21 protein-coding genes and 1 tRNA gene are annotated in these 23,055 nt (G+C 70.6%); 13 read left to right on the forward strand and 9 right to left on the reverse strand.

Annotated features, from left to right (window positions below; all coding sequences use genetic code 11):
- Nucleotides 1–43: 43 nt before the first annotated feature.
- The 7 genes from rho to ACFUN8_RS13140 form a co-directional block, all read right to left on the reverse strand.
- Nucleotides 44–2,131 (reverse strand): transcription termination factor Rho, encoded by a 2,088-nt coding sequence (gene rho, locus ACFUN8_RS13110; protein ID WP_383635291.1) that lies wholly within the window; start codon nucleotides 2,129–2,131, stop codon nucleotides 44–46.
- A gap of 392 nt (nucleotides 2,132–2,523) precedes the next feature.
- Nucleotides 2,524–3,444 (reverse strand): homoserine kinase, encoded by a 921-nt coding sequence (gene thrB, locus ACFUN8_RS13115; protein WP_383635294.1) that lies wholly within the window; start codon nucleotides 3,442–3,444, stop codon nucleotides 2,524–2,526.
- A 300-nt stretch (nucleotides 3,445–3,744) separates the two neighbouring features.
- Nucleotides 3,745–4,851, reverse strand: a complete 1,107-nt coding sequence (thrC, locus tag ACFUN8_RS13120) for a threonine synthase (RefSeq protein ID WP_383635297.1) — start codon at nucleotides 4,849–4,851, stop codon at nucleotides 3,745–3,747.
- Between the two features lie 7 nt (nucleotides 4,852–4,858).
- Nucleotides 4,859–6,169: a homoserine dehydrogenase gene (locus tag ACFUN8_RS13125; RefSeq protein WP_023538655.1), complete on the reverse strand. Its 1,311-nt coding sequence runs from the start codon at nucleotides 6,167–6,169 to the stop codon at nucleotides 4,859–4,861.
- Nucleotides 6,170–6,453: 284 nt separating this feature from the next.
- Nucleotides 6,454–7,845: a diaminopimelate decarboxylase gene (gene lysA, locus ACFUN8_RS13130; protein ID WP_382567173.1), complete on the reverse strand. Its 1,392-nt coding sequence runs from the start codon at nucleotides 7,843–7,845 to the stop codon at nucleotides 6,454–6,456.
- A gap of 52 nt (nucleotides 7,846–7,897) precedes the next feature.
- Entirely contained in the window at nucleotides 7,898–8,896 is a 999-nt protein-coding gene (gene nrtL, locus ACFUN8_RS13135; RefSeq protein ID WP_383635300.1) for an ArgS-related anticodon-binding protein NrtL, read from the reverse strand.
- A gap of 83 nt (nucleotides 8,897–8,979) precedes the next feature.
- Complete coding sequence (locus tag ACFUN8_RS13140; protein WP_383635303.1) at nucleotides 8,980–9,426, reverse strand: response regulator; 447 nt, start codon at nucleotides 9,424–9,426, stop codon at nucleotides 8,980–8,982.
- Nucleotides 9,427–9,598: 172 nt separating this feature from the next.
- Here ACFUN8_RS13140 and ACFUN8_RS13145 point away from each other — a divergent pair.
- Nucleotides 9,599–9,670 (forward strand) — tRNA-Arg (locus ACFUN8_RS13145).
- A gap of 606 nt (nucleotides 9,671–10,276) precedes the next feature.
- Here ACFUN8_RS13145 and ACFUN8_RS13150 read toward each other — a convergent pair.
- Nucleotides 10,277–10,492 (reverse strand): helix-turn-helix domain-containing protein, encoded by a 216-nt coding sequence (locus ACFUN8_RS13150; protein ID WP_383635306.1) that lies wholly within the window; start codon nucleotides 10,490–10,492, stop codon nucleotides 10,277–10,279.
- Entirely contained in the window at nucleotides 10,489–11,100 is a 612-nt protein-coding gene (locus ACFUN8_RS13155; protein WP_383635309.1) for a hypothetical protein, read from the reverse strand. The genes ACFUN8_RS13150 and ACFUN8_RS13155 overlap by 4 nt, the downstream gene beginning before the upstream one ends.
- 867 nt (nucleotides 11,101–11,967) lie before the next feature.
- Between ACFUN8_RS13155 and ACFUN8_RS13160 the strand changes: the two genes are divergently transcribed.
- The 12 genes from ACFUN8_RS13160 to ACFUN8_RS13215 all read left to right on the forward strand — a co-directional run bounded on the left by ACFUN8_RS13160 (nucleotide 11,968) and on the right by ACFUN8_RS13215 (nucleotide 23,021).
- Complete coding sequence (locus ACFUN8_RS13160; RefSeq protein ID WP_383635312.1) at nucleotides 11,968–13,146, forward strand: cytochrome P450; 1,179 nt, start codon at nucleotides 11,968–11,970, stop codon at nucleotides 13,144–13,146.
- A 33-nt stretch (nucleotides 13,147–13,179) separates the two neighbouring features.
- Entirely contained in the window at nucleotides 13,180–13,374 is a 195-nt protein-coding gene (locus ACFUN8_RS13165; RefSeq protein WP_383635315.1) for a ferredoxin, read from the forward strand.
- A 6-nt stretch (nucleotides 13,375–13,380) separates the two neighbouring features.
- The gene (locus ACFUN8_RS13170; protein ID WP_383635318.1) at nucleotides 13,381–14,412 is read left to right on the forward strand and encodes a ketoacyl-ACP synthase III family protein; all 1,032 of its coding nucleotides are present in this window, start codon (nucleotides 13,381–13,383) and stop codon (nucleotides 14,410–14,412) included.
- 70 nt (nucleotides 14,413–14,482) lie between these two features.
- The gene (locus ACFUN8_RS13175; protein WP_383635321.1) at nucleotides 14,483–15,460 is read left to right on the forward strand and encodes an acyltransferase domain-containing protein; all 978 of its coding nucleotides are present in this window, start codon (nucleotides 14,483–14,485) and stop codon (nucleotides 15,458–15,460) included.
- A 96-nt stretch (nucleotides 15,461–15,556) separates the two neighbouring features.
- Nucleotides 15,557–15,886: a TcmI family type II polyketide cyclase gene (locus tag ACFUN8_RS13180; protein ID WP_383635324.1), complete on the forward strand. Its 330-nt coding sequence runs from the start codon at nucleotides 15,557–15,559 to the stop codon at nucleotides 15,884–15,886.
- Between the two features lie 41 nt (nucleotides 15,887–15,927).
- Nucleotides 15,928–17,184, forward strand: coding sequence for a beta-ketoacyl-[acyl-carrier-protein] synthase family protein (locus ACFUN8_RS13185; protein WP_383635327.1), 1,257 nt, complete (start codon nucleotides 15,928–15,930; stop codon nucleotides 17,182–17,184).
- Nucleotides 17,181–18,392, forward strand: coding sequence for a ketosynthase chain-length factor (locus ACFUN8_RS13190; protein WP_383635330.1), 1,212 nt, complete (start codon nucleotides 17,181–17,183; stop codon nucleotides 18,390–18,392). The genes ACFUN8_RS13185 and ACFUN8_RS13190 overlap by 4 nt, the downstream gene beginning before the upstream one ends.
- Before the next feature lie 78 nt (nucleotides 18,393–18,470).
- A complete protein-coding gene (locus ACFUN8_RS13195) occupies nucleotides 18,471–18,740 on the forward strand; it encodes an acyl carrier protein (protein ID WP_383635332.1) in 270 nt (89 codons plus the stop codon).
- A gap of 147 nt (nucleotides 18,741–18,887) precedes the next feature.
- Nucleotides 18,888–19,673: a 3-oxoacyl-ACP reductase FabG gene (fabG, locus tag ACFUN8_RS13200; protein ID WP_383635335.1), complete on the forward strand. Its 786-nt coding sequence runs from the start codon at nucleotides 18,888–18,890 to the stop codon at nucleotides 19,671–19,673.
- Nucleotides 19,674–19,746: 73 nt separating this feature from the next.
- Entirely contained in the window at nucleotides 19,747–20,694 is a 948-nt protein-coding gene (locus tag ACFUN8_RS13205; protein ID WP_383635416.1) for an aromatase/cyclase, read from the forward strand.
- Nucleotides 20,695–20,728: 34 nt separating this feature from the next.
- Nucleotides 20,729–22,258: an FAD-dependent monooxygenase gene (locus tag ACFUN8_RS13210; RefSeq protein ID WP_383635338.1), complete on the forward strand. Its 1,530-nt coding sequence runs from the start codon at nucleotides 20,729–20,731 to the stop codon at nucleotides 22,256–22,258.
- Nucleotides 22,251–23,021, forward strand: coding sequence for an SDR family NAD(P)-dependent oxidoreductase (locus ACFUN8_RS13215; protein WP_383635341.1), 771 nt, complete (start codon nucleotides 22,251–22,253; stop codon nucleotides 23,019–23,021). The genes ACFUN8_RS13210 and ACFUN8_RS13215 overlap by 8 nt, the downstream gene beginning before the upstream one ends.
- The last annotated feature ends 34 nt before the right edge of the window (nucleotides 23,022–23,055 follow it).

Genomic DNA, 23,055 nt, shown 5'->3' on the forward strand with positions numbered 1-23,055 from the left:
CAATCGGGACGTGAATCCCGGAACCGGGCGTCGGTATGACGCGTCAGTCGTTGCCGTTTCCGGGCGACGGAGTCGTCTTCTGAATCTGGAGCAGGAACTCCGCGTTCGACTTCGTCTTCTTCATTTTGTCCAGCAGCAGTTCGATCGCCTGCTGCTGGTCGAGCGCGTGCAGCACCCGGCGCAGCTTCCAGACGACGGCCAGCTCGTCGCTGCCGAGCAGGATCTCTTCCTTACGGGTGGACGACGCGTCCACGTCGACCGCCGGGAAGATGCGCTTGTCCGAGAGCTTGCGGTCGAGCTTGAGCTCCATGTTGCCGGTGCCCTTGAACTCCTCGAAGATCACCTCGTCCATGCGCGAGCCGGTCTCGACGAGCGCGGTGGCCAGGATGGTCAGCGAACCGCCGTCCTCGATGTTGCGCGCCGCACCGAAGAAGCGCTTCGGCGGGTAGAGCGCGGTCGAGTCGACACCACCGGACAGGATGCGTCCGGAGGCCGGGGCGGCGAGGTTGTACGCGCGGCCCAGGCGGGTGATGGAGTCCAGCAGGACGACCACGTCGTGACCCAGCTCCACGAGGCGCTTGGCGCGCTCGATGGCCAGCTCGGCGACGGTGGTGTGGTCCTCGGCGGGACGGTCGAAGGTCGAGGAGATGACCTCGCCCTTCACCGACCGCTGCATGTCGGTGACCTCTTCCGGACGCTCGTCGACGAGGACGACCATCAGGTGGCACTCGGGGCTGTTGACCGTGATCGCGTTGGCGATCGCCTGGAGGATCATGGTCTTGCCGGTCTTCGGCGGGGCCACGATCAGACCACGCTGGCCCTTGCCGATCGGTGCGACGAGGTCGATGATCCGCGTCGTCAGCACACCCGGGTCGGTCTCCAGCCGGAGCCGGTCCTGCGGGTAGAGCGGGGTGAGCTTCTGGAACTCCGGCCGCCCGCGGCCCGATTCGGCCGCCATGCCGTTCGCCGAGTCCAGGCGCACGAGCGCGTTGAACTTCTCGCGGCGCTCGCCGTCCTTGGGCTGGCGCACCGCGCCGGTGACGTGGTCACCCTTGCGCAGGCCGTTCTTGCGGACCTGGGCGAGCGACACGTACACGTCGTTCGGGCCCGGCAGATAGCCGGAGGTCCGGATGAACGCGTAGTTGTCGAGGATGTCGAGGATGCCCGCGACGGGGATCAGCACGTCGTCGTCGGCGACCTGCGGCTCGCCGCCGCCACCGAACTCCTCGCGGCCACGACGGCCGCGGCGGTCGCGGTAGCGGCCGCGACGGCCGCGACGGCCGCCCGCCTCGTCGTCGAAGTCGTCCTGCGGCCCGTTGCCCTGGTTCTGACCGCCCTGGCCCTGGTTCTGTCCCTGGCCCTGGCGCTGCTGGCGCTGGCCGCCGGTCTGCTGGCCGCCACCGCCCTGCTGGTCGTCGCCCTTGCCGCGGCGGTCACGCTGGCGGCTCTGCCGGTCGCCGCGCTCCCCGCGCTCGCCCCGCTGGCCGCGCTCCTGGCGGTCGCCGCGGCGTCCGTCGGCGTCGCCCCGGTCGGACGCGGAGACGGCGGCCTCGGCCTTGGTGTCGGGCCGGTCGTCCACCGCGGTGTCGGTTCCCGACTCGCGGCTCTCGTTCTTGGTGTCCGGGCTGCCCGCCTGCGCGGTGGCCCTGCGCCGACGACGCTCGCCCGTGGGCTGGTCGTCGCTGGCCGGCTGGCCCGGGATGTCGATCGAGGAGTCGGTCTTGTCGGCCTTCTCCGCCTTGGCCGGGGCCGGGTCGACGGACTTGTCCGTCGCCTTGTCGGCGGGGGCGTCGGCGGCGGCCGTGTCGCCCGTGCGGGCCTTGGAGGTGGCGCGCCGCTTGGGCTTCGCCTCGACGTCGCCGCCGGAGGCGTCGGCGCTCTTCGGCGCGGACGAACCGCCGCCCTGCGCCTCCTTGATCACCTCGATCAACTGGCTCTTGCGCATCCGCGCGGTGCCCCTGATGCCGAGGCCGGACGCGACCTGCTGCAGCTCGGCCAGGACCATGCCGTCGAGGCCGGTGCCGGAGCGGCGGCGCCGTGAGGTGGTGCCAGTGGCAGCACCTTCGGCGGGCGCGGTGGTGTCGACGCTGTTGTCGGCGCTCACGCCCATCAGATCGGTGGTGTCGCTCACGAAGGGTCCTTCCCTGGAGCGGACGTCGGCCTTCTGGCTCGGCGACCGGTTGTGCTGTCCGAATGCGGGTTGTGATCGTGTCGATCACCGGCCGCAGTCGGGGCGATGGTCCCGCCGGGTACGGCGGAAGACTTGCGTACGTGCAATGGGTCCGGCCCGAGGTCCCCCTGCTCGGCCCACTCCTGGACATAGCGAGGGGTGTCGTGCCGGTTCCGAGGCGTGCTCAAAACTGCTCAGGCAGGCTGCTCAGGCAGTTGGGGAGGCTCCCGGAAGAATGGTGGTCCCGAATGGGGACGCGATGCACCGAGCCACAAAGACGTCGGGTGCAGACTTGAGGTTAACACTACCGGCTCCAACAAACATTCCCCCTCTCACTCACCGGCAATCCACCGTCACTGAGAACCCAGCGGCAGAACACTCGCGCCCGTGCCGTCGAGGCCGAGCCTGTTCGCCGCCCAGCCCTCGCCGGCCAGCCGTGCGACCTTGTCGGCCGCACTGTCCTCGGTCAGCGCCAGGACCGTGGGGCCCGCGCCGGAGATGACCGCGGGGACGCCGTCGGCCCGCAGTCGGTTCACCAGTTCCACGCTCTGCGGCATCGCCGGAGCGCGGTACTCCTGGTGGAGCCGGTCCTCGGTGGCGGCGAGCAGCAGCTCGGGACGCCTGGTCAGGGCCTCGACGAGCAGTGCCGCCCGGCCCGCGTTGAAGCTCGCGTCCACATGGGGGACGGCGCGTGGCAGCAGCCCTCGCGCGGTCTCGGTCAGGACGGGCCGGTCGGGCACGAACACCACGGGGACCACGGACTCGGCGGCCTCCATACGGATGGCGCGCGCCGCTCCCCCGTCGGTCCAGGCGAGCGTGAATCCGCCGAGCAGACAGGCCGCCACATTGTCCGGATGGCCCTCGATCTCGGTGGCCAGCTCCAGCAGCGCCGTGTCGTCGAGCCTGGCGTCGCCGCCTATCGTCACGGCGCGCGCCGCGACGATCCCGGCGCAGATGGCGGCGGACGAGGAGCCCAGGCCACGGCCGTGCGGGATGCGGTTGGCGCAGACGACCTCAAGGCCGCGCGGCTGGCCGCCGAGCAGGTCGAACGCGGTGCGCAGGGACCGTACGAGGAGGTGGTTCTCGTCGCGGGGCAGCGTCTCGGCGCCCTCGCCGGCGATGTCGACGTGCAGACCGGAGTCGGCGACGCGCACCACCACGTCGTCGTAGAGCCCCAACGACAGGCCGAGGGCGTCGAATCCCGGCCCGAGGTTGGCGCTGGTGGCGGGGACGCGCACCCGTACGGCGGCGGCGCGGAAAGCGGGACCGGCCATCGCTTAGACGACTCTCCTTGTGTGACTGCGAGGAAGGCGGAACGGAGGCGGGGCTGCGAGACTGCGGGATTTCGGCGAGGTACGGAAACACCCGACGGCCACGAGGGCAACAACACCGCGGCATATGCGGCGGGGCGGGTGGGGCACAGCCTATCGAAGGAAGGTTCTGTCGCGACATAGGGCGCACAGGAGGCGCACGATGCGTGTCGCGTGCCTTCCTGTGCGCCTATGAAGCGTCTTGGTGTGCTTTGTGCGGGTGCTCGCCGGGGCAAGCGGGTACTTACCGGGCCGGGCCGCCGGTCACGCGAGGCCCAGACGCTCCGCCGCCGTCACCGCGTCCACCGGCACGGTGACCGGCTGGGGCGCTCCCGCGACCGCCCAGTCCGGGTCCTTGAGCCCGTTCCCGGTGACGGTGCAGACGATCCGCTGGCCGGGATCGACCTTGCCCTCCTCGGCGGCCTTGAGCAGACCGGCGACGGACGCGGCCGACGCCGGCTCGACGAAAACGCCCTCCTGTGCGGCCAACAGCCGGTAGGCGCGCAGGATCTGTCGGTCCGTCACCTCGTCGATGAAGCCGCCGGACTCGTCCCTGGCGGCGAGCGCCTGCTGCCAGGACGCCGGGTTGCCGATGCGGATCGCGGTGGCCACCGTGTGCGGGTCCTTGACGACCTCGCCGCGCACGATCGGCGCCGAACCGGACGCCTGGAAGCCCCACATGCGCGGCCGGTGGGTCGCGGGGCCGTCGGCGGTGTACTCCGTGTAGCCCTTCCAGTACGCCGTGATGTTGCCGGCGTTGCCGACGGGCAGCACATGGATGTCGGGGGCGTCGCCGAGCGCGTCCACGATCTCGAAGGCCGCCGTCTTCTGGCCCTCGATACGGGACGGATTCACCGAATTGACCAGCGCCACCGGGTAGTTGTCGGACAGTCCGCGCGCCAGCGTCAGACAGTCGTCGAAGTTTCCGTCGACCTGGAGGATCTTCGCGCCGTGCACCAGCGCCTGGCCCATCTTGCCCAGCGCGATCTTGCCCTGCGGCACCAGGACGGCGCAGACCATGCCGGCGCGTACCGCGTACGCGGCGGCCGACGCGGAGGTGTTGCCGGTGGAGGCGCAGATGACCGCCTGCGCGCCCGCCTCCTTGGCGTGTGTGATGGCCATCGTCATGCCGCGGTCCTTGAACGACCCCGTCGGGTTGGCGCCCTCGACCTTGAGGTGCACCTCGCAGCCCGTGAGCTCGGAGAGGACCTGGGCGGGGACGAGCGGCGTACCGCCCTCGCGGAGTGTGACGACCGCGGTCGTGTCCGTGACCGGCAGCCGGTCCCGGTACTCCTCGATGATGCCGCGCCACTGGTGGGTGCCCCGCTGGGCGCCCCCGGCGGCGGAGCCGCTGTTGCCTTGGGTCGTCATGGGTCCCTTACTCCCCTTCAACACGCATGATGCTGGCGACACCGCGCACGGTGTCGAGCTTGCGCAGCGCTTCGACGGTGCCCGAGAGGGCCGCGTCGGGCGCGCGGTGGGTGACGACGACGAGTGAGGCCTCGCCGCCGAGTCCTTCACTGTCCAGCCGGCCCTGCTGGCGCACGGTGTCGATCGACACGTCGTGCTCGGCGAAGACCGTGGCGACCTGGGCCAGTACACCCGGTTTGTCGGCCACGTCGAGGCTGATGTGGTAGCGCGTGACGACCTCGGCCATCGAGCTGACCGGCAGCCGTGTGTACGCGGACTCGCCGGGTCCCGTCGACTCGCCGAGCCGGTTGCGGCACACCGCGACCAGGTCGCCGAGTACGGCGGACGCGGTGGGCGCGCCGCCCGCGCCGGGGCCGTAGAACATCAGCTGGCCCGCCGCCTCGGCCTCCACGAAGACCGCGTTGTACGCCTCGCGCACGGAGGCGAGCGGGTGGCTGAGCGGAATCATCGCCGGGTGGACGCGGGCGGTGACCGACTTCCCGTCGGCGGCCCGCTCGCAGATGGCGAGGAGTTTGACGGTGCAGCCCATGCGGCGCGCGGAGGCGATGTCGGCGGAGGTGACCTCGGTCAGTCCCTCGCGGTGGACGTCGTCGAGACGTACGCGGGTGTGGAAGGCGATCCCGGCGAGGATCGCGGCCTTGGCGGCGGCGTCGAAGCCCTCGACGTCGGCGGTCGGGTCGGCCTCCGCGTAACCGAGCGCCGTCGCCTCGTCCAGCGCTTCGGAGTAGCCGGCGCCCGAGGAGTCCATCCGGTCGAGGATGAAGTTCGTGGTGCCGTTGACGATGCCGAGCACGCGGTTGACCTTGTCGCCCGCGAGGGATTCCCTGAGCGGCCGCAGCAGCGGGATGGCGCCGGCGACGGCGGCCTCGTAGTAGAGGTCCTTGCCGTGCTTCTCGGCGGCCGCGAAGAGGGTCGCGCCGTCCTCGGCGAGCAGTGCCTTGTTGGCCGAGACGACGGACGCGCCGTGCTCGAAGGCGGTGGTGATCAGTGTGCGGGCGGGCTCGATGCCGCCGATGACCTCGACGACGACGTCGATGTCGCCCCGTTTGACCAGCGCCGTCGCGTCCGTGGTGATCAGGGCGGGGTCGATGCCCTCGCGCACCTTGGAGGGACGGCGGACGGCGACCCCGGCGAGTTCCAGGGGTGCGCCGATCCGCGCGGCCAGATCGTCGGCGTGCGTCGTCATGATGCGCGCCACCTCTGAGCCGACGACCCCACAGCCCAGCAGCGCCACCTTCAGCGGACGCGTACGCATCATGCGACCTCGATTCCCTCTCTCAGCAATGTGGACCAGTCTCACGCACCGGACGGAAGTTTCTACCCTCTGTCCGGGATACGAGACGTCTGTCTCAGCCCGGCAGGGGCCTAGGGCCTGTCTTCAAAGTAGCGCCGTCCGCCCGCAGGGCGGGGCCTGCGGCGGCTGGTGCGGTGCATCGCAAGGCGGAGGATCATGCTCGTACCGGGCGTACTCGCATGACTCCGACAACGCGGCGAGGTGCCGTGCCAGGCGTCGCAGGCCAGGCGGGACTTTGAAGACAGGGCCTAGCCGACGTCCAGACGCAGGAGATCTTCCTCCGTCTCACGCCGGACGATCACCCGCGCCCCGCCGTCCTTGACGGCGACGACCGGCGGGCGCAGCGCGTGGTTGTAGTTGCTCGCCATCGAGCGGCAGTACGCGCCGGTGGCGGGGACCGCGATCAGGTCCCCCGGCGCCAGGTCGGCGGGCAGGAACGCGTCGCGTACGACGATGTCACCGCTCTCGCAGTGCTTGCCGACGACGCGCGACAGCATCGGCTCGGCGTCGGAGCGGCGGGAGACGAGCGCGACGCTGTACTCGGCGTCGTACAGCGCCGTACGGATGTTGTCCGACATGCCGCCGTCGACGCTCACGTACGTCCGCAGCCCCTCCAGGGGCTTGATGGTGCCGACCTCGTACAGCGTGAAGGCGGTCGGGCCGACGATCGCGCGGCCCGGCTCGACGGAGATCCGGGGGGTGCGCAGGCCCGCGGACTCGCACTCGCGGGTGACGATCGCGGTCAGGGACTTGGCGATCTCGTGCGGCTCGCTGGGGTCGTCCTCGGGGGTGTACGCGATGCCGAGGCCGCCGCCGAGGTCGATCTCGGGGAGTTCGACGCCGTGCTCGTCGCGGATCGCGGCCAGCAGTTCGACGACGCGGCGCGCGGAGACCTCGAAGCCCGCCATGTCGAAGATCTGCGAGCCGATGTGCGAGTGGATGCCGATGAGTTCGATGCCGTCGAGCTTCAGCGCCCGGCGGACGGCCTCCGCGGCCTGTCCGTCGGCCAGCGCGATGCCGAACTTCTGGTCCTCGTGGGCGGTGGCGATGAACTCGTGGGTGTGGGCCTCGACGCCGACGGTGACCCGGATCTGCACGGGCTGGACCCGGCCGAGGCGCTGCGCGATGTGTGCGACGCGGACGATCTCCTGGAACGAGTCGAGGACGATGCGTCCGACACCCGCGGAGACGGCGCGCTCGATCTCCTGCACCGACTTGTTGTTGCCGTGCAGCGCGATGCGCTCGGGGGGCATGCCGGCGTCGAGCGCGGTGGCCAGTTCGCCGCCGGAGCAGACGTCGAGGTTGAGGCCCTCCTCCTTGAGCCAGTGGACGACGGCGCGGGACAGGAACGCCTTGCCCGCGTAGAAGACGTCGGCGTCCTTGCCGAAGGCGTCGGTCCAGGCGCGGCAGCGGGCCCGGAAGTCGGCCTCGTCGAGGAAGTACGCGGGGGTGCCGAACTCCTCGGCGAGACGGGTGACCGGCAGTCCGGCGACGGTGGCGACACCGTCCTCGTCCCGGCGGACCGTGCGCGACCAGATCTTGTCGTCCAGCGCGTTGAGGTCGGCGGGCGGCGGGGAGTAGTGGCCCTCGGTGTGCACGTCGGCGTAGCGGGGCCCGGCGGGGTGGGCGGAACGGCTCATCGTCTTGTGGCTCTCTTGGTTACGTCGGATGCGTCCGACTCGGCGGACGGCATCAGAGGTGTTCGGGCGCGTCGATACCGAGGAGGGTGAGGCCACCGGCCAGCACCGTCCCGGCGGCTTCGGTGAGGGCGAGCCGGGACCGGTGGGCGGCCGAGGGTTTCTCGTCGCCGACGGGCAGCGGGCGGCACGTCTCCTGGAGGTGCAGGAACGCGTCCGCGGTGCGTTCGAGATGGCGGGCGACCCGGTCGGGGGCGCGATGGCGGGCGGCGGCGGCGAGTACGCCGGGGTGGTCGCCGATGCTTCTCAGCAGGGCGCGGGCCTCGGGCTCGTACGTGTGGGCGCCGCCGGCCGGGACGCCGAGGTCGGCGGCGTTCCGGACGAGGGCGCGGGTACGGGCGTGGGCGTAGCGCACCGTGAACAGGGGGTTGCTCTCGTGCTGTACGAGGAGGTCGTCGCCCGTCGCGGGCCGGTCGTGGGCGGCGGGCCGCAGCAGGCCCCAGCGGGCGGCGTCGGGGCCGAGGCGGGCGAAGAGGTCCCCGGCGAGATGGGCGGGCACCGGGCGTACGGACAGCCGCTCCGTGGCGTCCTCGCAGGTGCGGGCGTCGGCGCCCTGGGCGCGCAGCAGCCGCAGGACGGCCCCGGTCCGGACGGCGGCGCGCGGCTCGTCGGCGGGGGCGAGGACCACGGTGGTGCCGGCGAGGGCGTCCCCGTGCCCGTACCGGATCCCGGCGTCGAGGACGGCGCGGACGAGATCGGCGCGGCTGTCGGGGGCGAGCGTGAAGTTCAGGAAGCCCGGTCCGGTGACATCGACCCGGGTGAGGGCCGGGGCGGTGCGCAGGATCTCCGTACGGAGGATCTCCGCGACCTCGCGCGGGTCGCGCCGGGCGGGGCCCGCGAGCCGTAGTGCCACGGAGGTGGCGTAGTCGCCGCTGCCGCCGGGGCCGGGGCGCCCGATCTGGACGCTGTCCGGGACGGGCCCGGCCAGTACGCCCTCGTCGACCGTGCGGCGCACGGCGCGCAGCACGGTTCGGGAGAGGTCGGCGGGGGTCACGGGACCAGCGTATGGGAGGAGGGGGGCGTCTTCGCGAACCGGTTTCGCGATACGGGCGGCTCTCCGGGTCCCGTGGGGCGCGGTCAGCCTCGTGCGCTTCCGGGCGTGCTTCCCGCACGCCCGGCTCCATGCCTGCCGTCCAAGGACGGCGGACCCTCCCGGCGCATCAGCTGACGTACGACCCTGACGAGCTCGGACGGCTCGAAGGGCTTGGCGAGGAAGGCGTCCACCCCGGCGACCATTCCGGTCTCCACCTCGTACCGCGTGCAGGCGCTGATGATGGCGACGGGCAGGTGCGAGGTCGTCGGATCGGCCCGCAGACGGGCGGCGGTGCGGATGCCGTCGAGGCGTGGCATGACGACGTCGAGGGTGATCACATCGGGCCTGACCTGGTGGACGACGTCCAGACACTCGGCACCATCGGCCGCGGTCACGACCTCGAAGCCCTCCAGCTCAAGGTTGACCCTGATCAACTGCCGGATGACCCTGTTGTCGTCGACAACGAGCACACGGCCTGACGCGCCTGACACAACTTGAGAGTAGGGCGGGCTCCCTGGCCGCGTCCGGGTTTTCCTCACTTCTCACCCCGCGTGAGGAAGCCGCGGCCGCCGGCCGGCCGCGGGGCGCTCGCCCGAAACCTGTTCACGACGACCCCGTCGGGGCTGGTAAGGTTTCACCCGTCGCCAAGATCCACGGCGATACGCCCCCGTAGCTCAGGGGATAGAGCATCGGCCTCCGGAGCCGGGTGCGCAGGTTCGAATCCTGCCGGGGGCACTTCCGGAACAAGGCTCTGACCAGCAGATAATGCCGGTCAGGGCCTTTTTTGTGCGTGCTGGGACGCTCACGTGCCACGTAATGCCCGAGATGCGTGGAGAGTCCGGAGCGTGCCGCCGTACGTCGCCGCGCGTCACCGGGGAAACGGGCGGGAGACGGGCGCCCGCACGGACTTGTGAGCCCGTTCGGATTTAGACGGGAGGCCGTCCTACTCCGATTCCGCCCCCGATACGGCAAAGAACGGGTGCGTTTTCAGTCAACTCGCCGTCCGGGCGGACGAATTCGGATCATCACCACCACGTGTCATTCTCGTGAACATCGTCGAGAACGCGCCTCGCGGCCGGGGTTGCCCCGTCGGTCCGGCCAAGTCGCCATTGACCGCCGACGGATATTCGGATAGGCGGTCACCCGCTTTCCGGCTCTTCCCCGCCCCATGGTGCCCGACCCGTCGGCCGCGGCGAGTCGGGCCTGTCCGAGCAGTCGGGTTCAAATTTCCGGGGGAAATTCAAGAAGGTCCGTCCGAGCGGCGGACATGCCGAGGGGGAGGCCGTTTTACCGTACGGCCTCCCCCTCGGCCACGGACCGGAGCCGTCGGGCTCCCGTCGCTCAAGAGGCGTCGGTGTCCCCGGAGTCGGGGCCGTCGCGTCTGTCCGCCGCGAGCTCCAGCAGCTCGGTGAGGTCGTACAGGGCGCGTCTGGGCTCGCCGTATCGCGTGATCTTGCCGCGGCTCGCCCATTTGCGGATCGTCGCCGGGGTGACGCCCGCGGCCAGCGCCGCCAGTTCGGTCGGTACGGGCCGGAACGGTGGCGTCGGTTCGCTCATCGGCCGCCACCGGCCCGGCCCACCTGCTGGAGGCCCTGTGTGCGTCTGACTCGTTCGAGCCGGTGGGCCAGCATCAGCCACTGCTGTGCGGGCCAGGTGTGCCCGGCGTCGCAGAGCACATGGTGCGGTGAGAAGTCGTGCCCGTGGACGCGGACCGTGATGCGGCTGTCGCAGCCGGCGTGGGTACAGCTCCCCACGTCCAGTCGGCGGGCCGTTCCGGCGTAGGCGGCCCGCCGGGCCGCCCGCACCACCGCGAACAGCTCCGCCGCGAAGTCGCCCGCCGCCGGATGCGCGAGGAGGCGGTCCAGCTGACGGGCGAGGAAGAGCGCGAGTTCGTCGACGGCGCGGGAGCCGGGGCGGGGCGTGTCGAACTCGTCGGCCACCATCCCCGCCCAGGCGGCCGTCACCCGCACCAGATTCGTTCTGGCCTTCGCCGCCGCCTCGTTGATCGGCAGCCCCTGGACTTTGCTGCCGCTCACTCTCTCGGCGTTCATCGGGCGCGGTCGGCGGCCCAGAATCGCCTCACAGTCGAGATAGAGCTTCGGCAGTTCGGCCAGTGACTTCCGTATTCGCTCCCGGCAGGTCGCGCACACCCGCAGACCGGCCATCGACCGACGGTCGCACTTCTCTTCCCCGAATTGCTGACGCGCCGCGGAACATAAAGATTGCACCATCTATGGAACCCCCGTAAACCATTCTGTCATGCACAGTCCGCCGACAAATCATCGCTACCGACAATGAATCGAAAGCATGACTGCTCATGTCTGGTACACAGACAGAGCAAGCGCTTACCCCATAAGCGCAGAATTGCATTGCACCAGATCGAGAGGCATCCCCTTCCCCGCAATGCAAATGCCCTTACCTGTGCTTCTGATCGTCAGTGTCTACTCCATCCTGACGCGATTGCAATGTGATCCCCGTCACGGCCGCATCGACCCCGCTCGGTCATTTCCGGTACGATTTTGGGCAGTTTCAGGCGTTTTGCGCACTCCGCTCGGCCGGTCCAGGACACTTCACGCCATACCGCTCCGGCACGGGGGACGATGTCGCCCAGCGAGGCCGGCACGCAACCGGAACGTGCCACGGTACGAGAAAACCCCTGGCCGTTCCAAGCATTTCCCGCACAAACAACACACCCCCTCCGAGCAGCGCGGAAGCGATTCATGGGGGAAAGTTTTTGACACGCGCGTTCGGCCTGTGTCACGCTGCGGACCAGCGGCAGAGGTGTGCCCACATCCCACCCAGCCGCGTAAAGTTCCCGCAAATTGGACACGCCGTGATCTCTTATTGAATCGCGGCCGCAACGCCTTCCCGCCCTCGCAGAATGCAGCGAGCGCCAGCGCATTCGGACCCCTGCGGGCCCCCTGCCGGACGTCTGTCGTCCGAACGACGGAAATCACGTGCCCCCCACAACGATCCGCCTATGGACGGGCCTGTCCGGATGCCCTCTGCCGACGAGAGAAGGGCGACCCACCGTGGCGCTTACGATTCCCCGTTCCGACATCGACCTGTGGTCCGAGGAGGTGATCCGGTCCCCCTACGAGTCGTACCGGCGGCTCAGGGATCTGGGCCCCGCCGTCTGGCTGGAGCAGTACCAGACCTACGCGGTGGCCAGGTACGACGACGTCTACGAGGCACTCCACGACCACGAGGCGTTCTCCTCCGGCTCGGGCGTGGCTCTGAACGAGCAGCTCAACCAGAAGATGAAGGGGAGCGCGCTCGTCAGCGACCCGCCGTACCACGACCATGTGCGCGGCGTGATGGCGAAACCGCTGACTCCGAAGGCGCTGCGCCAACACCGCGAGGACTTCCAGCGGTTGGCCGACGAACTGGTCGACCATCTCCTTGAGCGGGGCTCGTTCGACGCCGTGGTCGACTTCGCCCAGCTGTTCCCCCTCTCGGTGGTGCCCGACCTCCTCGGCTGGCCGTCGGAGGGCCGGAGCGAGTTCCTGGCCTGGGCTTCCGCGGGGTTCAACGCGCTCGGCCCGATGAACGAACGGGCGCGGGCCGACATACCCGTCCTGGCCGGGATGTGGGTCTTCATGGCCGACATCGTGCAGCCGGGCAAGCTGCGTCCGGGCAGTTGGGGGGCGGATCTCGTCGAGGCCGCCGGACAGGGCACGATCAGCAAGCAGTTGCTGCCGGCGCTCATCGGTGACTATCTGGTCCCCTCGCTGGACACCACCGTGTCCGCGCTGACCAGCGCGATGCTGCTGCTGGGGCGCCACCCCGAGCAGTGGCGCGCCGTGCGCGAGGATCACTCGCTGATCCCCAACGTGCTCAACGAGGTCATCCGGTACGAGACCCCGATCCGTTCGCTGGCCCGGACGCTGACCAGGGACCGGGAGCTGAGCGGGGTCGTACTGCCCGCCGGCGCCCGCGCGTTGATGATGTACGGCTCCGCCAACCGCGACGAGCGGCACTGGGACTCCCCCGACGACTTCGACGTGAGGCGCTCCAACGCCAACAGCCACGTCGGCTTCGGCCACGGCATCCACGGGTGCGTGGGACAGGGGCTGGCCCGGCTCGAAGGTCACGCGCTGCTGACCTCCTTGGCGAACAAGGTGGAAACCATCGAGGTCGGCGAGCCGGAGTACCGCGTGCACAACACCATCCGGGCGATCTCGGCACTGCCGGCGACGCTCAAGGCATGAAGCGATGAGAACAGGCATGAAGGGCGGGGCACCGTGAAAGTGATCGTCGACCTGGAGCGTTGCGAGGGGCACGGCCTCTGCGAGGACGCCGCCCCCGAACTCTTCGAACTCGGGGACGAGGGTGATCTGGTGGTGCGATTCACCGGGGAGGTGCCGGCCGGCCAGGAGGAGCGCGCCGCCGAGGCGGTGCGGGTGTGCCCGGTCGGCGCCCTGCGCGGGGGCGCGTGAGCGCCGATGAGAATCGACGGAATGTACATCGCCGGCTCGGCGACCCGGCTGCCGCCCGCCATGAGCGTGGCGGAGGCCGTCGCGAAGGGACTGTGCGAGGCGCCCCTGGCCGCGGCCATGAGGACCGTCTCGGTCACCGTGTCCGAGGGGGAGTCGGGCCCCGAACTGGCCGCCGGCGCCGCCCGGACCGCGCTGGACCGGGCGGGCGCCGGACCGGCCGACATCGACCTGGTGCTGCACGCCTCCATCTACCACCAGGGGCACGAGTTGTGGGCGCCGGCCTCGTACGTACAGCGCGCCTCCGTCGGCAACCAGTGCCCGGCCATGGACATCGGCCAGGTGTCGAACGGCGGCATGGCCTCCCTGGAGCTGGCCACCGCCTATCTGGGCGCCGATCCCGCGCGCGGCGCGGCGCTGCTGACCTCGGGAGACCGGTTCTGCGCTCCCGGTTTCGACCGGTGGCGCAGCGATCCCGGCACCGTGTACGCGGACGGCGGCACCGCGCTGGTGCTCTCACGCCGGTCCGGATTCGCCCGGCTGCGCAGTCTGGTGACGGTGTCCCGGCCGGAGCTGGAGGGCATGCACCGCGGCACGGTCCCCTTCGGGCCCGTCCCCTTCAGCCATCGTGAGCGGGTCGACCTGGAGGCGTGCAAGGACGAGTTCATCGCGGAGGCCGGCAAGTCCTTCGTGCTGTCGCACCTGGGAACCGGGCAACGCGAGGCCATCAAGGGGGCCTTGGCGGACGGCGATCTGGAACTCGCGGACGTCGACTGGTTCGTGCTGCCCCAGCTCGGCTACCGGCGCCTGGCCGCGGGCTACTTCACCAAGTACGACATCGACCCCGAGCGGTCGACCTGGCCGTGGAGCCGCACCGTCGGTCATCTCGGGGCCGGCGACCAGTTCGCCGGCCTCGACCATCTCGTCACCACCGGGGTCGCCGGCCCCGGCAGCCGAGGGCTGCTGGTCGGTGTCGGCGCCGGATTCAGCTGGTCCTGCGCGGTGGTCGAGATCCTCGAAACGCCCCGCTGGGCGCGGTGAGGCGCGGCGCGGCCCGGCCGGGCGCCCGTACACGTACACGTACACGCGAGACCAACGGGAGGAGGCTCCGATGACCCGACGGATCGTGCTGCTCCTGCCGGGGCAGGGGTCGCAGTACCAGGGAATGGCGGTTCCCCTCTACCGACGCGAGCCGCTGTTCGCCGATGTGCTCGACACGTTCTTCTCCGCCATGGGCCCCGAGGGCACCCGGGTCCGGGAGGACTGGCTCAGCGACTCGCCCGAGGTCTCGATCGACGACGGCCCCCGCGCGCAGCCGCTGCTCTTCGCCATCGGTTACGCGATCGGCAAGGTGCTGGAGGAGCGCGGGCTGCGGCCGGCTGTGCTGCTGGGGCACAGCGTGGGTGAACTGGCCGCGGCGGCGCTGGCGGGGGTGTTCGACCTGCCGGCGGCGGCGAACATTCTGCGGGGCAGGTCCGACGCACTCGTCGGCACGCCGGCCGGCGGCATGCTGGCGGTGGCGGCGGCCCCGGAACGGGCCGCGGGCATCATCACCCCCGAGTGGGCCGCACGGGGGCTGGCGGTCGGTGCCGTCAACGCTCCGTCGCAGACCATCCTGGCGGGGCCGGAGCCGGAACTGACCCTGGTGGAGGCCGCCGCGAAGGAGGCCGGACTGGTCGCGCGGCGGGTGCGTGCCCGGCAGCCCTTCCACTCGCCGGTACTGGCCGAGGCGGCGCAGAAGTTCGAGAGGACCATCGCCGCCGAGCGATTGCACGTACCCCGGATTCCGGTCACGTCCGCGCGGACGGCGCGCACGGTCGAACCTCACGAGGCCCTCGATCCGGCGTTCTGGGCGTATCTGATGTGCGAGCCGGTGCTGTTCTGGCAGTCGCTGTCCGGCCTTCCCGCCGAGGGGCGGTTCGTGTTCGTCGAGGCCGGGCCCGGCAGCGGTCTGTCCACGGTGGCCCGCCGGCACCCGTCCGTACGAGCGGGAAACAGCGAGGTGATCACCCTGCTGCCCCCGGCGGGCCGGGACCCGTGGCCGGTCTGGGAGGAGGGGCTGAAGACGCTCGCAGAACTGAACGCCTAGGCCGAGACCGGCCTGAGGGGCGGACAGGACCCACAGACGGTGATCAAGACCGCCGGGTTCGGCAGATCGTCCGACATCCGGCAGAGACGAGTGAACATGCACAGCACGTTGATCGTGGCGCGGATGGTCCCGGAATCCGCCCAGCAAGTGGCCCAGCTCTTCGCGGAGTTCGACGCGACGGAGATGCCGCACACGATGGGGACCAGGCGGCGGGAGCTGTTCTCCTACCAGGGCCTCTACTTCCACCTGCAGGACTTCGACGGCGAACAGGGGCACCGGGGCATCGAGGCCGCCAGGTCGCATCCGCTGTTCCAGGGGATCAGCGACGATCTCAAGGAGTTCATCGCGCCCTACGACCCTCAGACCTGGCAGTCGCCGGCGGACGCGATGGCGAAGCGCTTCTACCACTGGGCGCCCCCTGCCTGATCACCCGTACGTGGACTTCGGAATCAGGAGGTGACGTCCGGATGGGGCGTCGAGTTGTCATTACCGGTATCGGGGTGCTGGCGCCGGGCGGTGTCGGTGCGAAGGCCTTCTGGAATCTGCTCAGCGAGGGACGCACCGCGACCCGGCGGTTGACGTTCTTCGATCCCGGCCCGTTCCGTTCCCGTGTCGCCGCGGAGGTCGATTTCGACCCGGAGGCCCATGGGCTGAGTCCGCAGGAGATCCGGCGGATGGACCGTAGCGCCCAGTTCGTGGTGGCCGCCGGGGCCGAGGCCGTCGGCGACAGCGGCCTGGAGTTCGCGGGGGTCGACCCGAGCCGGGTCGGGGTCTCGGTGGGCAGCGCGGTCGGCGCCACCATGAGCCTGGAGGAGGAGTACCGGGCGGTCAGCGACGGGGGCCGGCTGGAACTGGTCGACCACAACTACACCGTGCCGCACCTCTACAGCCATTTCGTCCCCAGCTCGCTCGCCGCCGAGGCGGCCTGGCAGGTCGGCGCGGAAGGTCCGGTGACGGTCGTCTCGACGGGGTGCACCTCCGGTCTCGACTCGGTCGGCCACGCCGTCGAGCTGATCCGGGAGGGCAGCGCCGATGTCGTGATCGCCGGCGCCACCGACGCGCCGATCTCGCCGATCACGGTGGCCTGCTTCGACGCGATCAAGGCGACCTCCCCCAGCAACGACGACGCCGAGCACGCCTCCCGGCCGTTCGACGCCCGCCGCAACGGGTTCGTGCTGGCCGAGGGCGCGGCGATGATGGTGCTGGAGGACCTGGAGAGCGCGCGGCGACGGGGCGCGCACATCTACGCGGAGGTCGCGGGCTACGCGACGCGTTCCAACGCCTACCACATGACCGGACTGCGTCCGGACGGCCGGGAGATGGCCGAGGCGATCAAGGTGGCGATGGACGAGGCACGCATCGGTGCCGACGACATCGACTACATCAACGCGCACGGCTCGGGCACCAAGCAGAACGACCGGCACGAGACGGCCGCGTTCAAGCGCGCCCTCGGGGAGCACGCCCGCCGGACACCGGTCAGCTCCATCAAGTCGATGATCGGGCACTCGCTGGGCGCGATCGGCTCGATCGAGATCGTCGCCTCCGTGCTGGCGATCGAGAACAACGTCGTACCGCCGACGGCCAACCTGCACGAGCCCGACCCGGAGTGCGACCTGGACTATGTGCCGGTGACCGCCCGGGAGTGGCGCACCGACAACGTGCTGACGGTCGGCAGCGGGTTCGGCGGTTTCCAGAGCGCGATGGTCCTTCGGAGGGTGACGTGAGCACATCGACGGTGGTGACCGGGGTCGCCGCGGTCGCGGCCAACGGGCTGGGCACCGAGGAGTTCTGGGCGGCGACCCTGGCCGGACGGTCCGGGCTGGGCCGGCTGACGCGATTCGATCCGGAGCAGTATCCGGCCCGGCTGGCGGGTGAGATCAAGGGATTCGTACCCGAGGACCATCTCTCGGGCCGGATGCTCCCGCAGACCGACCACATGACCAGGCTCAGCCTGGTCATGGGCGACTGGGCGCTGGCCGACGCCGGCGTACGGCCGCAGGACTGGCCCGAGTTCGACATGGGCGTCATGACCGCGAGTTCGGCCGGCGGCTACGAGTTCGGCGAGCGTGAGCTGCGGAACATGTGGAGCAAGGGCAACAAGTACGTCAGCGCCTATCAGTCGTTCGCCTGGTTCTACGCGGTGAACAGCGGGCAGTTGTCGATCCGCAACGGCATGCGCGGGCCGAGCGGCGTGGTGGTCAGCGACCAGGCGGGCGGTCTCGACGCCCTCGCACAGGCACGCCGGCACATCCGCAAAGGGGTCCCGCTGATGCTCTCGGGCGCCGTCGACTCCTCGCTCTGCTCGTGGGGTTGGGTGGCGCAGCTGTCCGGCGGCCGGCTGAGTACCAGCGACGACCAGGACCGGGCGTACCTCCCGTTCGACGCCGCGGCGCGGGGTCATGTACCGGGTGAGGGCGGGGCGCTTCTCGTCCTTGAGGAGGCCGAGGCCGCCCGCGGGCGCGGCGCGCATGTCTACGGGGAGATCGCCGGGTACGCGGCGACCTTCGACCCGCGGCCGGGCAGCGGCCGGCCGCCCGCACTCCGCCGTGCCGTGGAACTGGCACTGCGGGACGCGGACGCGTCACCGGAGGAGGTCGGGGTGGTGTTCGCGGACGCCGCCGGTGTCCCCGAACTCGACCGCGTCGAAGCCACCGCGATCAGGGACGTGTTCGGCCGCGACGCGGTGCCGGTGACGGCGCCGAAGGCGATGACCGGGCGGCTGAACTCCGGCGCCGGAGCACTGGACGTGACGACGGCGCTGCTGTCGATCCGGGACTCGGTGATCCCCGCGACCACCAATGTCTCGCCCGTGGCCGACTACGGCATCGATCTCGTGGTGGACGCGCCCAGGCAGGCCGTCATGACCACGGCGCTGGTCATCGCCCGGGGGCACGGCGGCTTCAACTCGGCCGTCGTGGTCCGCGCCGTATGAGCGCGTCCGGCCACACAAGCAGAACGCCAGGACCGCCGGACGAACACGGCGGAAACGCACCTGAAGGGAAACGACATCATGGCTGACGCACGCATGACCGTGGACGACCTGAAGCGCATCCTGCTGGAGGCGGGGGGCGAGGACGAGGGGACGGACCTGAGCGGGGACATCGGCGAGGTCGCCTTCGACGCGCTGGGCTACGACTCGCTCGCGCTGCTGGAGGCCACCAGCCGTATCCAGCGTGAGTACGACCTGGAGCTGGAGGACGAGGTCCTGGCCGAGGCCGGGACTCCCAGCGCGCTGATCGGCATCGTCAACGAGCGTCTCGCGGCCTCCGCCTCGGCGTGACGCCGCGAGCGCACATGACGTACCCGTATGACGCGCACACATGACGTATCCACGGCCGGACCGCCGGCCGCCGACCGACCGAAGGTGCCGCCCTCGCTCCCGCGACGGCGGCACCTTCGCTCTGCCCGAATTCGGAGGAACGGGGACATGCCCACCAAGGACAAGCGCGTCGCTCTCGTGACCGGCGCGACCAGCGGCATCGGACTCGCCGTGGCGAAGACGCTCGGCGAGCAGGGCCACCGGGTCTTCCTGTGCGCCAGGAAGGCCGAGAACGTCGAGCTGACCGTGAAGCGGTTGCGGGAGGCGGACATCGAGGCCGACGGAACGGCGTGCGACGTCACCGACCCCGAGCAGATCCGCGCCTTCGTCAGTGGCGCCGTCGACACCTTCGGCGGTGTCGACGTGCTGGTGAACAACGCCGGCCGCGGCGGCGGCGGAGTGACCGCGGACATCTCCGACGAGCTGTGGTTCGACGTCATCAACACCAACCTCACCAGCGTGTTCCAGATGACCCGGGAGGCGCTGACCACCGGGGGCATGCGGGACAAGGACCGCGGCCGGATCATCAACATCGCCTCCACCGCCGGCAAGCAGGGCGTGGTGCTGGGCGCCCCGTACTCGGCCTCCAAGCACGGCGTCGTCGGCTTCACCAAGGCCCTGGGCAACGAGCTGGCCCCGACCGGGATCACGGTGAACGCGGTCTGCCCCGGCTACGTCGAGACGCCGATGGCCCAGGGCATCCGCAACCGGTACGCGGCGTTCTACGAGACGACCGAGGAGGCGATCCTGGAGAAGTTCCAGGCGAAGATCCCGCTCGGCCGCTACTCGACCCCGGAGGAGGTGGCCGGGTTGGTCGGCTATCTGGCCTCCGACACCGCCGGCTCCATCACCGCCCAGGCGATCAACGTCTGCGGCGGTCTCGGAAACTTCTGAGGGGATCTCGACCTTGTCACAGGAGAAGCAGAACCAGCAGGTCAAGCCGGGGCGGCGGGGCGAGCGGGACGGCCTGGAGAACGTACGCCACGTACGGCACGAGGTGTCGGTACGCGCTCCAGCCGCCGAGGTGTACCGGCTCATCGAGGAGGTGTGGAACTGGCCGGAGCTCTTTCCGCCCACGATCCATGTCGAGCATCTCGAACGGGACGGCGCCCAGGAGCGTATCCGTATCTGGGCCACCGCCAACGGGCAGGGAAAGAGCTGGACTTCGCGCCGCACCCTGGATCCGGCCGCGCTGCGCATCGACTTCCGTCAGGAGGTCTCCAGTCCGCCCGTGGCGTCGATGGGCGGGGCCTGGATCATCAGCCCGGTCTCCGACGAGGAGTCGCTGGTCGAGCTGTTGCACGACTACCGGGCCGTCGGCGACGACCCGGACAGTCTGGCCTGGATCGACGAGGCCGTGGACCGTAACAGCCGCTCGGAACTGGCCGCGCTCAAGGCCGGAATCGAACTGAACGTGCACGAGGACAGGACGATGTCCTTCGAGGACAGCATCCACATCGAAGGCTCCGCCCAGGACGTCTACGACTTCCTCAACGAGGCGGGGCTCTGGGAGCAGCGGCTGCCCCATGTGGCCCGGGTGTCCCTCACGGAAGAGACTCCCGGACTCCAGGTGCTGGAGATGGACACGCGGGCGAAGGACGGCTCGACCCACACGACCCGGTCGTTCCGGGTGTGCCTCGCGCCCGGCCGCATCCTCTACAAGCAGGTGACCCTGCCGCCGTTGCTGGCGCTGCACACCGGTCGCTGGTCGATCGAGGAGCACGAGGACGGGGTCACGGCCACCTCCCAGCACACCGTCGTGATCGATCCGGCGAACATCGCCGCGGTTCCGGGCGCCGGCGGAAGCCTGGCCGGGGCGAAGGAGTTCGCGCGGCAGGTGCTGGGCACCAACAGCCTCGCCACACTCGGCCACGCCAAGGAGTACGCGGAGAAGCGGGCCGCGGCGCGTCGATGACCGGTTGGAACGGAGAGCGATACGGCGGAGGAACATGGACACGAAGGTCATGGACGCCCAGGTCATGGAGACCGAGGTCGTCGTCGTCGGCGCGGGCCCGGTCGGACTGCTGCTCGCCGGCGAGCTGAGGCTCGGCGGCGCCGACGTCGTGGTGGTGGACCGGCTGGCACGGCCGACGGACGAATCGCGCGCCTCGGCCCTGCACGCCCGCACCATGGAGTTGTTCGACCAGCGGGGCCTGCTGGAGCTGTTGGGCACGCCACCGCGCGAGACGACGGGGCACTTCGGCGGCATCCCGCTGCCGATCGACGGGCTGTCCAGCCCGTACGCGGGCATCTGGAAAGTGCCGCAGACCCGCACCGAGCGGCTGCTGACCGACTGGGCCGTGGGGCTGGGCGCCGACCTGCGCCGTGAACTCGAACTGACGGACGTGGTCCAGCACGACGACCACGTGGAGGCGGTCCTGACCGGCCCGGTCGGGCCGGTCAGGCTGCGGGCGTCCTATCTGGTGGGCTGCGACGGCGAACGCAGCACCGTGCGGCGAGCGGCCGGGTTCGGCTTCGCCGGCACCGCGGCGAGCAAGGAGATGCTGCGCGCCGACGTGGCGGGGATCGACATCCCGAACCGGCGCTTCGAACGGCTCCCCGCCGGCCTCGCGGTCGCCGCCGTACGCCCGGACGGCGTGACCCGGGTGATGGTCCACCGGTTCGGGGACCCGCCGGGCGGGCGCACCGGTGACCCGGAGTTCGCCGAGGTCGCCAAGGTGTGGGCGGACGTCACCGGTGAGGACATCTCCGGCGGCACACCGCTGTGGCTCAACGCCTTCGACAACACGAGCCGTCAGGCGACCCGTTACCGGGACCGGCGGGTCTTCCTCGCGGGCGACGCGGCCCACGCGCAGATGCCGGTCGGGGGCCAGGCCCTCAACCTCGGCCTCCAGGACGCCGCGAACCTCGGGTGGAAGCTGGCCGCGGAGGTACGCGGCCACTCCCCCACCACACTGCTGGACACGTACCACGCCGAACGCCACCCCGTCGGCGAACGGGTCCTGACCAACATCCGCGCGCAGGCGCACATCCTGCTCGGAGCGCGTGACGTCGACCCCGTCCGTACGGCACTGGCCGAGCTGCTGGAGTTCGCCTCCGTACGCCGGGGCCTGGCCGGGACGATCAGCGGTCTGGACATCCGATACGACATCGGGGAGGACCGGCATCCGCTGGTCGGCCTGCGCGTCCCGCCCGCCGAACTGCGCACCGACGACGGTCCGACCAGTACCGCCCGGCTGCTCCGGCCGGCCCGCGGCGTACTCCTCTGCCTGGCGCCGCGGGAGGCCGCACGGTGGGCGGACCTCGTGGCCCCGTGGGCGGACCGGGTGCTTCCGGTGGCGGCGCGGCCGCCCGCCGACGGTCCGCTGCGCGATGTCACGGCGCTGCTGCTGCGTCCGGACGGGCATGTCGTCTGGACGGACACCGCCGACGGCGCCCCCGAGACCGCACTGCGCCGCTGGTTCGGCGACGCGCGGCCCCCGACGGGGGCCCCTACACAAGAAGGACGGCATGACTGATCTGACCGGCAAGACAGCTCTGGTCACGGGTTCGAGCCGCGGCATCGGCCGGTCCACCGCACAGCGGCTGGCCCGCGACGGGGCGCTGGTCGCCGTGCACTCGGGGACCGACACCTCCGGTATCGACGAGACGATCGACAGCATCACGCGCGAGGGCGGCCGGGCGTTCGCCGTGGTGGCGGAGCTGGGCGTGCCCGGGGACGCCGACGTGCTGGCCGAAGGTGTGGAGAAGGTCCTGGCGGACCACTCCGACCGGCGGGAACTCGACATCCTGGTCAACAACGCGGGAATCCTGAGCACCATGCCGCCGGAGATGGTCACTCCCGCGGACTTCGACAGGGTGATGGCGGTGAACGCGAAGGCGCCGTTCTTCATCGTGCAGCGCTTCCTGCCGCTCATTCCACGCGGCGGGCGGATCGTCAACATCTCGACCGGCCTCACCAGATTCGCCAATCCGCAGGAAATCCCGCACGCGATGGCCAAGGCCGCGCTGGAAATGATCACCCTTCACTTCGCCCGGCATCTGGGTCTGCGCGGTATCACCGTCAACACCGTGGCTCCCGGGGTCGTCGACAACGGCGATCCGTTCCTCCAGGCCCCCGAACTACGGCGGTTGCTGGGCGGGCTCTCGGTCTTCGAACAGCTCGGGGAACCGGAGTACATCGCCGATGTCGTGGCCTTCCTCGCCTCCTCCGAAGCCCGCTGGGTCACCGGCGCCTGGATCGACGCGACCGGCGGCACCCTGCTGGGCCAACAGCTCTGACGAGCTGTCCGACGACCTGACCGCACATGAACGC

The organism is Streptomyces sp. NPDC057307 (assembly GCF_042667665.1).
Lineage (GTDB): Bacteria > Actinomycetota > Actinomycetes > Streptomycetales > Streptomycetaceae > Streptomyces.

What these genes read in the sequence shown, in the direction of transcription:
- thrB (WP_383635294.1), bottom strand. Translation starts at nt 3,444, where the DNA reads ATGGCCGGTCCCGCTTTCCGCGCCGCCGCCGTACGGGTGCGCGTCCCC.
- thrC (WP_383635297.1), bottom strand. Translation starts at nt 4,851, where the DNA reads ATGACGACCCAAGGCAACAGCGGCTCCGCCGCCGGGGGCGCCCAGCGG.
- ACFUN8_RS13125 (WP_023538655.1), bottom strand. Translation starts at nt 6,169, where the DNA reads ATGATGCGTACGCGTCCGCTGAAGGTGGCGCTGCTGGGCTGTGGGGTC.
- lysA (WP_382567173.1), bottom strand. Translation starts at nt 7,845, where the DNA reads ATGAGCCGTTCCGCCCACCCCGCCGGGCCCCGCTACGCCGACGTGCAC.
- ACFUN8_RS13150 (WP_383635306.1), bottom strand. Translation starts at nt 10,492, where the DNA reads ATGAGCGAACCGACGCCACCGTTCCGGCCCGTACCGACCGAACTGGCG.
- ACFUN8_RS13155 (WP_383635309.1), bottom strand. Translation starts at nt 11,100, where the DNA reads ATGGCCGGTCTGCGGGTGTGCGCGACCTGCCGGGAGCGAATACGGAAG.
- ACFUN8_RS13170 (WP_383635318.1), top strand. Translation starts at nt 13,381, where the DNA reads ATGAGAATCGACGGAATGTACATCGCCGGCTCGGCGACCCGGCTGCCG.
- ACFUN8_RS13175 (WP_383635321.1), top strand. Translation starts at nt 14,483, where the DNA reads ATGACCCGACGGATCGTGCTGCTCCTGCCGGGGCAGGGGTCGCAGTAC.
- ACFUN8_RS13180 (WP_383635324.1), top strand. Translation starts at nt 15,557, where the DNA reads ATGCACAGCACGTTGATCGTGGCGCGGATGGTCCCGGAATCCGCCCAG.
- ACFUN8_RS13185 (WP_383635327.1), top strand. Translation starts at nt 15,928, where the DNA reads ATGGGGCGTCGAGTTGTCATTACCGGTATCGGGGTGCTGGCGCCGGGC.
- ACFUN8_RS13195 (WP_383635332.1), top strand. Translation starts at nt 18,471, where the DNA reads ATGGCTGACGCACGCATGACCGTGGACGACCTGAAGCGCATCCTGCTG.
- fabG (WP_383635335.1), top strand. Translation starts at nt 18,888, where the DNA reads ATGCCCACCAAGGACAAGCGCGTCGCTCTCGTGACCGGCGCGACCAGC.
- ACFUN8_RS13210 (WP_383635338.1), top strand. Translation starts at nt 20,729, where the DNA reads ATGGACACGAAGGTCATGGACGCCCAGGTCATGGAGACCGAGGTCGTC.
- ACFUN8_RS13215 (WP_383635341.1), top strand. Translation starts at nt 22,251, where the DNA reads ATGACTGATCTGACCGGCAAGACAGCTCTGGTCACGGGTTCGAGCCGC.